The sequence below is a fragment of the Candidatus Aquiluna sp. UB-MaderosW2red genome, from assembly GCF_900100865.1.
Lineage (GTDB): Bacteria > Actinomycetota > Actinomycetes > Actinomycetales > Microbacteriaceae > Aquiluna.
On the sequence record NZ_LT627734.1, the window covers coordinates 1,224,941 to 1,237,374 of the forward strand.

Sequence of the window (12,434 nt, forward strand, 5' to 3'; positions counted from 1 at the left end):
AATCGAAGGGGATTAGGTGAAACAATCGCCGGCCGAAAGGCTTTTCAACCTGACCTGCTGCCTTTTGGCAAGCCCGATTCAAGGGCTATCAAAACGAGACCTGTTTAATGCCGTTTCCTCATATGCCAGCGCAAAAACCGACGTAGCTCGTGATCAAATGTTTGAACGAGACAAAGAGCTCCTGCGCGGTGCCGGCGTCCAGGTGGAGGTATTCTTCAACGATTTTTATGAAGACATCAATGCCTCCCGCTATCGAATTGCGCCCGGCAGTTTCGATTGGCCCGGCGACTTATCTTTGAACCCGGCCCAGCTACAACTCTTGGAGCTCGCCGCCAAGGCTTGGAATAACCAGCTGATGAGCGCCTCAGCTCGGTCTGGAATAACTAGGCTTCGATCCTTGGGGCTCGTCACACAATCCGAAACCCTTGGCTTTTTTTCACCAAAGCTCCTGACCCGTCATGCCAGCTTCGCCCCGTTGGCTCAGGCCATCGATGCGAACCTTGCGGTCAGTTTCGAATATCAAAAACTTGATGGGCAGAAGTCTGTTCGCCTTTTAGAGCCATTAAAGCTGCGCATGATCGAGGGCCAATGGGTGCTTCTGGCAAGTGATTCTGGTGTCATAAAGAATTTTTTACTCAGAAGAATCAGCTCTCTAGTAACTGCGACCAAGGATGTTTTTGTACCAGCCGCAGCGGAAAAGATTGCCCTTGCCGAAGCAGACCTGGCCGCTTTTGCTGAGACCAACCTCGCCGTAATTGAGGTGCTGAAGGAGTCGGAGGCCTGGTGGCACTTCGGTGCCCCCGAGCATTCTCAGATCGAACTGCACTTCATGGATGAGGGATTGATTGCCCAGGATTTGATGGAATTTGGCGGGCAGCTAAGGGTACTGAGCCCCCTAAGTCTTGCCGAACGCATGGCTCGGGGTTTTAAAAAGGTGGTGGAAGCTCATGCCTAAACAAGAAATTGGTGGCGAGGAGCTCTTCAATTTAGCCCTGTCGATAGTAGGACTAGTCCTAAGAGATGGTCCAATGTATGTCACAGAGCTCTCTGAACACTTCGGCTACAGCGAAAAAGTAATCACCAAGGCCGCTTGGGCGGTTGCCAATAGTGAGGATTTGGGCCGCTACGAAACCCACTTTTATCTAGACCAAGACCTACTGAATGAGGGCGAGATCTCCTTTAGTGTCGCTCAGGGCAAACTCCAAGAGCCGCCAGTGCTATCAAAAAGGCAAGTCAGCGCTTTGGCGACGGGCTTGGATTACTTGGCAGCACTGCCTCAGTTCGATTTAAACCCCGATCTTTTGGCCTTGAGAAAGATGCTTGGAGCAGATTCGCAACATCGAAGTTCTGGGTTTATTGCGCCGCTGGCGGTTTCAGTGCTTGGTTTATTGCAGGAAGCCTTGGCGAGTCAAGCCAGAGTGCGCTGCGAATACACCAACCAGCTCGGAGATCGCACATCTCGTGACATTGACCCCCTAAGAGTCGACTTCATTGGTCAAAAGCACTACCTGAGGGGCTGGTGCCTCAAAAATGAAGCGATTAGATCTTTCAGGTTGGATCGGATTCTTGGGCTCGAGGTCCTCGAAACAACAATCAGCGACCAGGCAAAAAACGCCGTAATTCCCGAAGACGTTTTTGGCGAGGCTACCAATGAGCAAGAAATAGAGATATCCGCGAGCCTTGAAGCCCAGGAGATTTTTTGGAACTTTCCAACTACTTCAAAAGTGCTCCGAGTGGGGGACCGCCAGGTGGGTTCAATTCGGGTTGGAAACCTAGCCGCACTTGGTCGACACATCTCTCGCTATGGCGGTGAGGTGCTGGTTATTGGGCCTCAGAACGCGAAGGATGCGGTGCGCGATTTTGCTCTATCGGCTCTCAGCTCGGATCTAACCCCAAAGGACGAGGACTAGGTGGAGATCATCGGTTGGATAGTTGCAGTCGTTGTTATATCGGGGATATACGTTCTGGGCTTAGTCGCATATCGATTGAGCCTGGATGCCAAGAATCTATTAGCCGAGACTAAGAAACTCAAAGAGTTACTTGCGACACTTCAGAACAGCGCCGAGGCTGAAATCACCCAGGCCACCCCAAGCCTCGGTTCGGACTATTTTCAACTCGTTACCAAGCGAGCTTTGCTAAAGCGCAAGAGGTTGCTAGCGTCGCAGGCCCGAGAGCGTAGACTGATTCAACGAATTAGATTCATCGATTTAGATAAGAGGAAAAAATGAGACTACAGGGCTGGGAATGGATCATCATTTTGGCGATTGTGCTTCTACTTTGGGGCGCGCCTAAACTTCCCGCACTTGCTAAAAGTGCAGCGCAGTCAATGCGAATTTTCCGCAAGGAAATTGAAAAAACCCCTACAGATAAGACTGCTGCACCAGAACCAGAGGTAGTCGTCGAAGAAAGCGACAAGAAGCAAGGCTAATGCTCCGGCGCAAAAACAAAGAGCGCCGCATGACCCTTGGTTCTCACCTAAGAGAACTAAGAAAAAGACTGTCTTGGTCAGCGGGCTTCATACTCGTTGGAACCGTAGCCGGCTGGTTCTTTTTTGACCCGGTTTTTAAAATTCTGCAGCAGCCCCTGATTGAGATAACTCAGGAGCGCGGCATAGACGCTGTCATCAACTTTGGAACCGTAGTTTCCGCTTTCGACCTAAGGCTTCAACTTTCTATCTTTTTAGGAATTCTGGTAACTGCCCCGATTTGGCTTTACAACATTTGGGCGTTCATAGCACCTGGGCTCAAGGCCAAAGAGCGAAAGTATTCACTGGCCTTCATCTTCGCATCCACGCCGCTCTTTTTGGTTGGTACTACTCTGGCCTGGACCTCGCTGCCGGGCTTTGTGATTGCTTTGGTCAGCTTCACCCCGGAGGGAAGCTCGAATGTTATTAGTGCGGCCGAGTACGTGTTGTTCTCGATTCGAATTCTTCTGATTTTTGGTCTCGCCTTTGTAATGCCGGTGGCCTTGGTTCTTTTGAACATGGTCGGTGTTGTCACAGGTCGAGGGATTCTTAAAGCGTGGCGAGTCGCGATTCTGGTAATTTGCGTTGTTTCAGCCTTGGCCACCCCGGTAGCGGACTTATTCTCGATGTTCTTACTTGTGATTCCACTTACGGCCTTGTATTTTTCGGCCGTCGGAATTGCATTGTTGAACGATAAGCGCAAGAATTTGAAACTATCGAAACTCATGGACGAAGAACCGGCATTTGATTGAAATGAGCCCCTCGGAGCGCTATCGGCAATCCAAGCAAAAAGCTAAATATCGTCAACTCGAAGAGTTTGAATCTCAAATCAAGTTTCCGCTCGACGATTTTCAGATCAAGGCCTGTCAGGCGTTGGAGAGCGGATCGGGAGTCTTAGTCGCGGCTCCTACCGGAGCCGGCAAGACAATTATTGGCGAATTCGCAATTCACCTCGCGGTTGAATCCGGACAAAAAGTCTTTTACACCACACCCATAAAGGCCCTGAGCAATCAAAAATTCGCCGAGCTCCAACAGCGTTATGGCAAACAGAAGGTTGGACTTCTGACGGGGGACACCAACAATAATTCCGAAGCACAAATTGTAGTTATGACCACCGAAGTGCTTCGCAACATGATCTACTCCACATCAACCTCGCTGATGCGGCTTGGTTATGTGGTGATGGATGAGGTTCACTATCTTGCGGACCGAATTCGCGGGGCGGTTTGGGAAGAGGTAATTCTTCACCTGCCAAAAGACGTCAAGGTAATCTCGTTGAGTGCCACTGTGTCAAATGCGGAGGAGTTTGGGGCTTGGCTGCAGGAGGTTAGGGGCAACACCCAGGTAGTTGTCTCAGAGCACAGGCCAGTGCCATTGCATCAGCATGTTTTATTCGGTGATGAACTCATCGAGCTTTTTGAGCACGGCTCCCACAAGACGCGTGTGAACCCTGAACTGCTGCAAAAACATCAGGCTCGTCAGCGCACGCCAATGAGATCCAGTAGACGCCAAAGCAAAAATAATTATGGCTCTCGACCAGGCGGTGACTTTAGGTCTTTTCCAAGACTCGAAAAACCAGAGGTGGTCCAGATACTCTTCGATGCGGGGTTACTCCCCGCAATTTTCTTCATATTCTCAAGAGCGGGTTGCGAGGGTGCAGTCTCGGCTTGCCGTAGAGAGAATCTGCGCCTCACCAATCGCGAGGAGCAAGTGGAGATTCGGCGGGTTGCCGAGGCGCGTTGTGGCCAAATTGCCGACGAGGACCTCGACACCTTGGGATATTTTGATTGGTTGGCCTCATTGGAGCGCGGCTTTGCGGCTCACCACGCAGGCATGCTGCCTGCATTTAAGGAAGTGGTCGAAGAGCTCTTCTTGCGAAAACTGGTTAAGGTCGTATTCGCCACTGAGACTTTGGCTCTAGGGATAAACATGCCGGCCAGGACCGTAGTGCTGGAGCGTCTAGATAAATACAACGGCGAAGGCCGAGTGCCAATTACAGCGGGTGAATACACTCAACTCACCGGAAGAGCCGGCAGGCGAGGCATCGACACCGAGGGGCACTCTGTGATTTTGTGGGGGGCTCAACTCGACCCCAATATCGTTGCAGGGCTCGCTTCAAAAAGAACCTACCCGCTGAACTCAAGCTTTAAGCCCACCTACAACATGGCGGTAAATCTGATCTCAGCCTTCGGTGCCAAGCGAGCCTCAAAGGTCTTGGAAAAGTCGTTCGCCCAGTTCCAGGCTGATCGCTCAGTGGTCGGTCTGGCAAAACTCATAACCGATAAAAAAGAGTCACTCGAAGGCTACGAGTCTGCAATGCAGTGTCACTTGGGCGACTTCATGGCCTACGCCCGGATTAGAAGGGACCTAAGCGACCTAGAGCGCCAAGGTGTTAGTCAAAGAACCAGGGCCGGCAAAGACCTCACGGATTCAAAATCTGTTCGAAGAATTGATCAAGAAATAGGGGAGCTCAAGCGCGCGATGCGCGCGCACCCCTGCCATGGCTGTAATGACCGCGAATCCCATGCCCGCTGGGGTGAGAGGTATCAAAAACTTCGCAAGGAGATAGATGCTGCGGTGAATCAGATTGAGTCGCGCACAAATGCGGTGGCCAAGATTTTCGACCGAATCTGCCTTTTGCTAACGGACTTGAAGTACCTCAAGGAATCCGATGATGACCTCGATGTGACAGAAAATGGTCAGCGACTTTCCAAAATCTATGGCGAGCGTGACCTACTGATAGCTGAGAGCATAAACCGGAAAATCTGGATTGATCTTGACCCGCCGAATCTGGCTGCGATGGCGATGGCACTGGTTTACGAGAACCGGCGCGATGATGGCGACTACGAACCCAAGCTTCCAAAAGGCAATTTTCTAACCGCACTCGAGGCCACCGAAGAAATTCAAGGGGAGCTGCTGCACCTCCAGGAACGTTATCGACTGCCCAAAGAGTCCCAGCTTGAGTTGGGAATGTGCTGGGCCATGCACCGCTGGGCAACAGGAGCCAGGCTGGATGATGTCCTCAAGCTATCCGGTCAGGTACCGGGAGATTTTATTCGCTGGAGCAAGCAACTGATTGACCTACTGGATCAACTGAGCCAATCTGCCGATGCTCAGCTTGCTGAGAACGCTCATAAGGCAATGACCTTGGTGAAGCGTGGGATTGTGGCTGCAAGCTTCTACGTTTAGTTGTCTAAACTTTAGTAATGAAGTTAGGTTCGATGGCTTGGCGAATCCCTCTTGGTATTCTGGGTGGGGGACTGGGCCTCTGGGCCTTTCCCACTGAGAACTTTTGGATTATTGCTCCCCTGATTCCAGCCGTGATACTGATTGCAACACTGGGTCTTGGCTTTTGGAAGGCAACCCTAGTTGGGTTTATAGCCGGGCAGGCCTTCTACATCTCACACATTGAGTGGATAAGCCTTTATCTAGGGCCGGTTCCTCTGATTGGGCTAAGTACCCTTTGCTCGATTCCCTTTGCCCTTGGAAGCGGGCTAACCGCCTGGCTCCATGCTCGCAAGAGACCCAAAGGACTTGGGGTTATTAGGTTTGCCTTTGCTGCTGCTGGAATCTGGACTCTGAAGGAGTGGGTGGCAAACAATTTCCCCTACGGCGGATTCCCCTGGTCGAGGCTCGCAATGACCCAATCCGACAGCTTTTTTGCGAATTGGGTCTATTGGGGCGGGCTGTCGCTGCTGAGCTTTGTGATCGCACTACTGGGCTCGCTCATTGCGCTCGCGATTCTAAATGGCAAAAAACTCAAGAGTAGGGGCCGATTAGCGATGGTCGGAGTGGTGGGACTGAGCGTTCTAGTGCCACTTATCACACCAATCGGAATAACAACCCAAGCCGCCGGGACTCTAAAAGTCGCTGCGGTCCAGGGAAATGCCAACGCCGGGTTATTTTCCAATCTAGAGCGTGGCACGATTCTGCAAAATCACCTGGATGCCACGGAACTAGTTTTTAAAAACTTTCCCGATGAAAAAATTGACCTCCTGGTTTGGCCCGAGAATGCCTCGGATTTAGACCCGAGCCGATCGGAATTTGCTCGTGACAAGATCTCTGAGCTCGCAGACCGCATTGACGCACCTTTTGTCTTTGGAACAATTACCCAGCGCGGCGGCGAAAGCTTTAATTCGACAATTCTCTGGGAACCGGGTATCGGTCCAACAGATTTTTACGATAAGCAGGTCCCGGTGCCCTTCGCGGAATACGTCCCAGATCGAGAATTCTGGAGAGCACTTGCGCCCGATCTAGTTGACCTAGTTCCCGGGGGCTTTAGCTTTGGCACCAGAGACGGAATCTTTGAAATATCTCAGGGTTTCGTGGGTAGCTTGATTTGTTTCGAAATAGCAGAAGATTCGATACCTAGAACCCTGACCGCCCAAGGTGCCAGACTGATTTTATCGCAGACTAATAACGCTGATTTTGGCTACAGCGACGAAACTTTTCAGCAGGCAGCGATAGCTAGATTGAGGGCCATTGAGACCGGCAGGACCGTAGTGAACATATCCACCGTTGGTCTCTCAGTTATCTACCTACCCGATGGCAAAATTTTAGACGAATTAACTTGGTACACCCCGGCCGTCATGGTTCAGGATGTGCCGCTTTATGACGGGCTCACTCCGGCCACCACGGTTGGGCTCTGGTTTGATCTTCTGAATGCTCTGCTTGTAGCTCTCTCGGTTGGCGCAGGATTTGCGAGAGTGCGAAAGCGATGAAAAAAACTCTAGTTTTGATGCCAACCTTTAATGAAATATCAACCCTTGAGAGCTCTGTCCGGCAGCTAATGCTAATAAACCCTGGTTTGGATGTTTTGGTTATTGATGATAATTCCCCGGATGGGACCGGATATCTGGCAGATCAGCTTGCCAAGGATTTCGCAAATATAAACGTCTTGCATCGCAGTGAAAAATCTGGTCTTGGTCGAGCATACATAGCCGGATTTCACTGGGGAGTAGCCCGCGGCTATGAACTCTTGGTCCAAATGGATGCCGATGGGTCGCACAGACCCGAGGACTTACCAGCCCTATTGTCACAAGCCCAAAAGGTGGAGTTGGTCATCGGTTCACGCTGGATCCAGGGTGGAGAAGTCACGAATTGGCCAAAATCTCGACAACTCATCTCTCGGCTTGGTAATTGGTACGCCGCAACAGCCCTTGATTCAGAACTCAAGGACATGACGGCGGGTTTTCGTGTCTATCAGACCGATTTGATTAAACGCCTAGATTTAAATTCGATTGAGGCCCAAGGTTATGGTTTTCAGGTTGAGATGACATATCAAACCCAGAAGCTTGGTGCGAAGGTTATCGAGGTTCCAATTCAGTTCATCGAACGCGAAAACGGGGTCAGCAAAATGACTCTAGACATAGTTATCGAAGCGTTTTTGTTGTGCACAAAGTGGGGGATTTTGCGCCTAATCAGGCGATGAGTTTGCCGGCTTTACGCCTTGCCCTCATATCCCCAAGAACCTCTTGAAGAAGCTCTTCCAGCTCTTCACGACTCCGTCTTTCTAGGAGCATGTCGTAGTGAGTTCGAGGGCCATCAGGCAATTCTTTGGGGTCGGCTACAAACTCGCCGTCTTCCAGTCGTGCTGCAGTTTTTGAGCAGCTCTTGCACTCCCAGGTGAAGGGCAGCTCCGCCCCTTCTGAGAAGGTCAGGGTAAATTCGTGCTCAGCCGGGCAGCGGAACAGGACTCGCTGCCTAGGAGAGTATTCGACATTGCGATCAGACTCCATGGACTGCGATCCAAGTCTCATTCCGCGCATAGATTCAGCCATTACAACCCTTTCGATGAGAGCAACAACCAAATGGGTCCTATGGAATTCCTAATCCTGAGAAGCTAACAGTCTTCTCTCAGAAACTCTTTGGGCACCAAGTCCACCCGGTCCGTAACGATTCCGTGGGCACCTAGCTCGATGAGCTTGCGCATCTGATTTGCATCATTGATTGTCCAGTAATGAACCTCTAAACCGAGGCTGGAAACTCTCGCAATAAAGGATTTTCCATCAAAACGCAATGGGCCCTTGCTCACCGGAATCTGCAGAGCGGAGAGGCCTCTGAGCTGGCGCCCTAAACCGATGCCAAAAAAAACATAGTGTGAGAACCAGACCCGCAGCACTGTCATGGCCGAGCCCGAACTCAAGACCGGCTTAGACAATCCAGCGAGAGTTGCGATTCTCCTCGAGTTGGAAAAACTTGTAATCAGGATTCGGTGGTGAGCTTGTTGTTGCTCGATGGCGGCAACAGTCGCGCTAATGGCTTGCTCTGACTTTATGTCTAAATTCAGCTTGGCACCGGGCAACGCGATAAGTATTTCGGCGAGAGTGGGGACACGTCCACCCCTTTTGAGCTTGATCAACTGAAGCTCGGCAAGTGTGAGCTTTCCAACCGAACTCGATGAACTCGAAACGCGTGATAGATCAAAATCATGAAACAAGACGGCGTGGCCATCTGAGGTCGCCTGGACATCAGTTTCTAAGTGAGTGGCACCATTGCTCAGAGCTTCTTGAAAGCTTTCGAGAGTGTTTTCGCTTATTCCGTCGCGATGCATAAAGAGCCCACGATGAGCAATAATACGTGGCTGACCACCTTCGAAATAGTTCGATTCGAGCATCTTGATTCACTTTCGGCCATAGCATTTGGAAATGCAAAAGAAATCCTTCCCAATAAGGCTAGTGAACCTATTGGTGGGATTAGCCTTTTACGGCCTTGGGCTCGCCATGATGGTAAAGGCTAGCGTCGGGGTTCCGCCATGGGACGTGCTCTCACAGGGCTTAGCATCCCAACTCGGATTATCATTCGGTCAGGCCACTATTTTGGTGAGCGCTCTTGTGCTTTTGTTCTGGATTCCACTTCGAGTTAAGCCAGGTTTGGGCTCAATTCTGAATGCACTTTTGGTCGGTTTATTCGCCGATTTAGCGTTGCCAGTGCTGCCCGAGACCGAGATTTACTGGCAACAGGCAATCATGTTTATTTTTGGAATGTTGCTTATATCATTCGCAACCGGGATGTACATCTCGTCAGGCATGGGAAAAGGCCCGAGGGACGGGCTAATGATGGGCCTGGCGCAGAAATTCAACACACCATTTTGGATCGCTCGAACTTCTGTGGAGATAATTGTTGTTTCGGTTGGTTTTGCCCTAGGCGGTCAAGTTCGAGAAGGAACATTGTTGTTTGCTATTTCGATTGGCTATCTAAATCAACTGGGCCTAAGGATATTCAAGCTGGTGGGCAAGGACGGTCGCAGTTAGAGCCAATGAAACTAAGCCGTGTGAGGTGTTATATTCCGGCCACTTCTGGTCGCCCAAGGAGCACTTCCAAACAGCCGATAATAAACATTATGTCAAGTTAGGGAATTCGATCGGCCCCCTGAGCCGCTAGAGACCGAGTTAGATTTGCTGAGTCGCCTTAGACCAGGAAGTGAGCTTCTGTTTGGCTGCGCCAGATTCAAGTGCCTGAGTAACTTTGTTCAGGGCCGAATCAAACCTTGCACCAAGATCCAGCTGAACCTGAGTCGAATCCTTGGCTAAGTCATAACTAACAACACCGGCAGCCGCGTTTAGCAACACGACGTTTTTTATAGAGCGGTAGTTACCAAACTCTTCGCCCTCGAAAAGGCGCATTGCAACATCAGCGTTGTGATGAGCATCTCCGCCTAAAAGTTCCGTAATTTTGGCGCTAGGGTCAAATCCAAAATCAAGCGCGTGATGAATGACTTTCTTATTTGAGACCTCCCAGATCTCATTGGGCGAGGTTATCGAGAGCTCATCGAGACCTTCGTTGGATCGGAAAACCAGCCCGCTTCGACCTCGGTCGGCGAGCTCCTGAGCCATGAGCGGTGCGATCTGGCGATTGGCAACCCCCAAAGCTGTGGCAATCGGCTGAGCCGGGTTGGCAAGGGGGCCCAAGAAATTGAATGTAGTTGGCACCCCTAATTCCTTACGAATAGGCGCCACGTGACGCATGGCGGGGTGAAATACCGGCGCGTAAAAGAAGGTTATCCCCTGCGAATCAAAGACCTGAGCCACCTGATCAGGCGCCAAATCTAGGCGGATCCCTAGAACTTCGAGCATTTCGGAAGATCCTGTTTTTCCAGAAGCCGAACGGGAGCCGTGTTTTAGAACGGGCACCCCGGAGGCAGCGACCACAACTGCCGCCATTGATGAAATGTTAACTGTGCCAATCAGGTCTCCCCCGGTTCCGACAATGTCCACTGCGTCGTTTCCGGTCTCTAGGAGAACGGCGCTAGCGAGCATTACATCAACCAACCCGGCTAGCTCCTGAACACTCTCCCCCTTAGAGCGAAGTGCGAGCATAAAAGCACCCATTTGAGCTTGGGTTGCCTCACCCTGCATGATCTGCTCCATGGCCCATCTGGCACTGTTTCTATCGAGGTCCTCCCCCGCCAATAGGGCCGAGAGCACACTTGGCCAAGTTTGATTAGTCATGAACAAGAGTTTAGCTAGCGAAAAGAACTCAAAAACTCTAAAAAATCCAACGAAATGCTAGCTTCAGAGCGCTTTGGAGTCCGGCGTTCGGTTAGACTTTTTCCTATGACATCCTCCACAATGCCTCAAGCAGCGAATACGGTCATTAATAGACCTAACTCAACTTCGGTTGGAACAATTGTTTGGCTCGGCAGCGAAGTCATGTTCTTCGCTGGTCTTTTCGCGATGTATTTCAGCCTGAGAGCTGGTGCTCCAGCGCTTTGGGAAAGCGAAGTTGTCTTACTCGATGTTCCCTTCGCTTTCATCAACACGCTAATTCTTGTGACTAGCTCTTTTACGGCCCAGTTCGGAGTTTTTGCCGCCGAAAGACTGCAACCGAGAAGGACTGGCGCCTCCCCAGTGAAGTGGGGAATGGTCGAGTGGTTCATGCTTACTTATCTCTTGGGTGCGATATTTGTGTCAGGCCAGATTTGGGAGTATGCCGTCCTTATTTCTGAGGGCATGACAATTGCAACGAACTCTTATGGCAGCGCTTTTTACATCACCACCGGGTTCCACGCACTTCACGTAATTGGCGGATTGATGGCCTTCTTGGTGATTGTGGGAAGAGCATTCGCCGCGAGAAATTTTGGTCACCGTGAGGCCACTAGCGCGATCGTGGTTTCGTATTACTGGCACTTTGTAGACGTGGTGTGGATCGGCCTTTTCGTGGTCGTCTACATCCTTAGATAGACGGAGAGATTGTTGAAATCTGAAAAACCGATGAGACGCCGCCCCTGGGCGGCAGGGTTCGTTATTTTCCTGGGACTGGTTCTTTCAGGAGGCGGGTACGCTACGGCCACCAACGTTGTGCAGGCGGATGCCTCATCCCCAGCGCAAGTGGATGAAGGCCGCAAACTTTTCTTGGCTAACTGCGCAACCTGCCATGGCTCAAATGGTGAGGGTGCTGTCGGAGGTCCAAGTCTGATCGGTGTCGGAGCCGCATCGGTCGACTTCCAAGTCGGAACAGGGAGAATGCCCGGCCAAGGTTCAGGCGCTCAGCTAAGGAAGAAGCCAGTTCAGTTCACGGATCCACAGATTGCTGCCATGGCGGCTTACGTGGCGTCCCTGGCACCCGGGCCAGCCATCCCAACCGAGGAAATGCTCCGGGCCGACGGCGACGCAACTCATGGTGGAGAGCTTTTCAGAATTAACTGTGCAATGTGTCACAACGCTGTAGGTGCTGGCGGAGCGCTAACACAGGGCAAGTTTGCTCCCAAACTCCAGGGGGTCACCGAAAAACACGTCTACGAAGCTATGGTTACTGGTCCCCAGAACATGCCGGTCTTCAATGATGCCAATCTGACTCCTGAGGATAAAAAAGACATCATCACATTCCTGCAGTACGTGGAAGAGAACGACTCAGTGGGTGGATTTGAACTTGGTTCAATTGGTCCGGTCGCAGAGGGATTATTTGTGTGGATATTCGGGTTAGGTTTTATAATCGCGATCACTGTTTGGCTCGGCGCCAAATCGAATTAGGA

Annotated in this window: 14 protein-coding genes; 11 read left to right on the top strand and 3 right to left on the bottom strand. The window is 51.1% G+C overall.

All coding sequences use genetic code 11. The features are described 5' to 3' along the window. Nucleotides 1-16 precede the first annotated feature (16 nt). From BLP47_RS06265 to BLP47_RS06300, 8 genes are read left to right on the top strand one after another with little or no spacing between them, the layout of a single operon-like run. Nucleotides 17-955: a YafY family protein gene (locus BLP47_RS06265; RefSeq protein ID WP_091851652.1), complete on the top strand. Its 939-nt coding sequence runs from the start codon at nucleotides 17-19 to the stop codon at nucleotides 953-955. Next, nucleotides 948-1,910: a YafY family protein gene (locus BLP47_RS06270; protein WP_091851655.1), complete on the top strand. Its 963-nt coding sequence runs from the start codon at nucleotides 948-950 to the stop codon at nucleotides 1,908-1,910. The genes BLP47_RS06265 and BLP47_RS06270 overlap by 8 nt, the downstream gene beginning before the upstream one ends. Next, nucleotides 1,911-2,228 (top strand): hypothetical protein, encoded by a 318-nt coding sequence (locus tag BLP47_RS06275; RefSeq protein ID WP_091851658.1) that lies wholly within the window; start codon nucleotides 1,911-1,913, stop codon nucleotides 2,226-2,228. Then, entirely contained in the window at nucleotides 2,225-2,428 is a 204-nt protein-coding gene (locus BLP47_RS06280) for a twin-arginine translocase TatA/TatE family subunit (protein WP_091851662.1), read from the top strand. The genes BLP47_RS06275 and BLP47_RS06280 overlap by 4 nt, the downstream gene beginning before the upstream one ends. Then, on the top strand, nucleotides 2,428-3,216 hold the full coding sequence (gene tatC, locus BLP47_RS06285; protein ID WP_091851665.1) for a twin-arginine translocase subunit TatC: 789 nt from the start codon (nucleotides 2,428-2,430) through the stop codon (nucleotides 3,214-3,216). The genes BLP47_RS06280 and tatC overlap by 1 nt, the downstream gene beginning before the upstream one ends. A 1-nt stretch (nucleotide 3,217) precedes the next feature. Then, nucleotides 3,218-5,650 (top strand): RNA helicase, encoded by a 2,433-nt coding sequence (locus BLP47_RS06290; protein WP_091853022.1) that lies wholly within the window; start codon nucleotides 3,218-3,220, stop codon nucleotides 5,648-5,650. Between the two features lie 17 nt (nucleotides 5,651-5,667). Further along, a complete protein-coding gene (gene lnt / locus BLP47_RS06295) occupies nucleotides 5,668-7,182 on the top strand; it encodes an apolipoprotein N-acyltransferase (protein WP_091851669.1) in 1,515 nt (504 codons plus the stop codon). Then, a complete protein-coding gene (locus BLP47_RS06300; RefSeq protein ID WP_091851672.1) occupies nucleotides 7,179-7,892 on the top strand; it encodes a polyprenol monophosphomannose synthase in 714 nt (237 codons plus the stop codon). Before lnt ends, BLP47_RS06300 begins: the two co-directional genes overlap by 4 nt. Here the strand turns inward: BLP47_RS06300 and BLP47_RS06305 are convergent. Together BLP47_RS06305 and BLP47_RS06310 are read right to left on the bottom strand one after the other, a co-directional pair. Continuing rightward, nucleotides 7,882-8,241 carry an RNA polymerase-binding protein RbpA gene (locus tag BLP47_RS06305; RefSeq protein ID WP_091853025.1) on the bottom strand — a complete coding sequence of 120 codons (360 nt, stop codon included), beginning with the start codon at nucleotides 8,239-8,241 and terminating at the stop codon, nucleotides 7,882-7,884. The two genes, BLP47_RS06300 and BLP47_RS06305, sit on opposite strands and share 11 nt — an antisense overlap. Before the next feature lie 62 nt (nucleotides 8,242-8,303). Further along, nucleotides 8,304-9,077, bottom strand: coding sequence for a glycerophosphodiester phosphodiesterase family protein (locus tag BLP47_RS06310; protein WP_091851675.1), 774 nt, complete (start codon nucleotides 9,075-9,077; stop codon nucleotides 8,304-8,306). A gap of 31 nt (nucleotides 9,078-9,108) precedes the next feature. Here BLP47_RS06310 and BLP47_RS06315 point away from each other — a divergent pair, with 31 nt between their 5' ends. Continuing rightward, complete coding sequence (locus BLP47_RS06315; protein ID WP_091851678.1) at nucleotides 9,109-9,714, top strand: YitT family protein; 606 nt, start codon at nucleotides 9,109-9,111, stop codon at nucleotides 9,712-9,714. A gap of 138 nt (nucleotides 9,715-9,852) precedes the next feature. Here the strand turns inward: BLP47_RS06315 and trpD are convergent, their stop codons facing one another. Further along, nucleotides 9,853-10,911 (bottom strand): anthranilate phosphoribosyltransferase, encoded by a 1,059-nt coding sequence (gene trpD, locus BLP47_RS06320; protein ID WP_091851681.1) that lies wholly within the window; start codon nucleotides 10,909-10,911, stop codon nucleotides 9,853-9,855. 105 nt (nucleotides 10,912-11,016) lie between these two features. Between trpD and BLP47_RS06325 the strand changes: the two genes are divergently transcribed. Both BLP47_RS06325 and BLP47_RS06330 read left to right on the top strand, forming a co-directional pair. Beyond that, the gene (locus BLP47_RS06325) at nucleotides 11,017-11,643 is read left to right on the top strand and encodes a heme-copper oxidase subunit III (protein WP_172807180.1); all 627 of its coding nucleotides are present in this window, start codon (nucleotides 11,017-11,019) and stop codon (nucleotides 11,641-11,643) included. Nucleotides 11,644-11,655: 12 nt separating this feature from the next. Then, nucleotides 11,656-12,432, top strand: a complete 777-nt coding sequence (locus BLP47_RS06330; RefSeq protein ID WP_371325779.1) for a c-type cytochrome — start codon at nucleotides 11,656-11,658, stop codon at nucleotides 12,430-12,432. Nucleotides 12,433-12,434 lie beyond the last annotated feature (2 nt).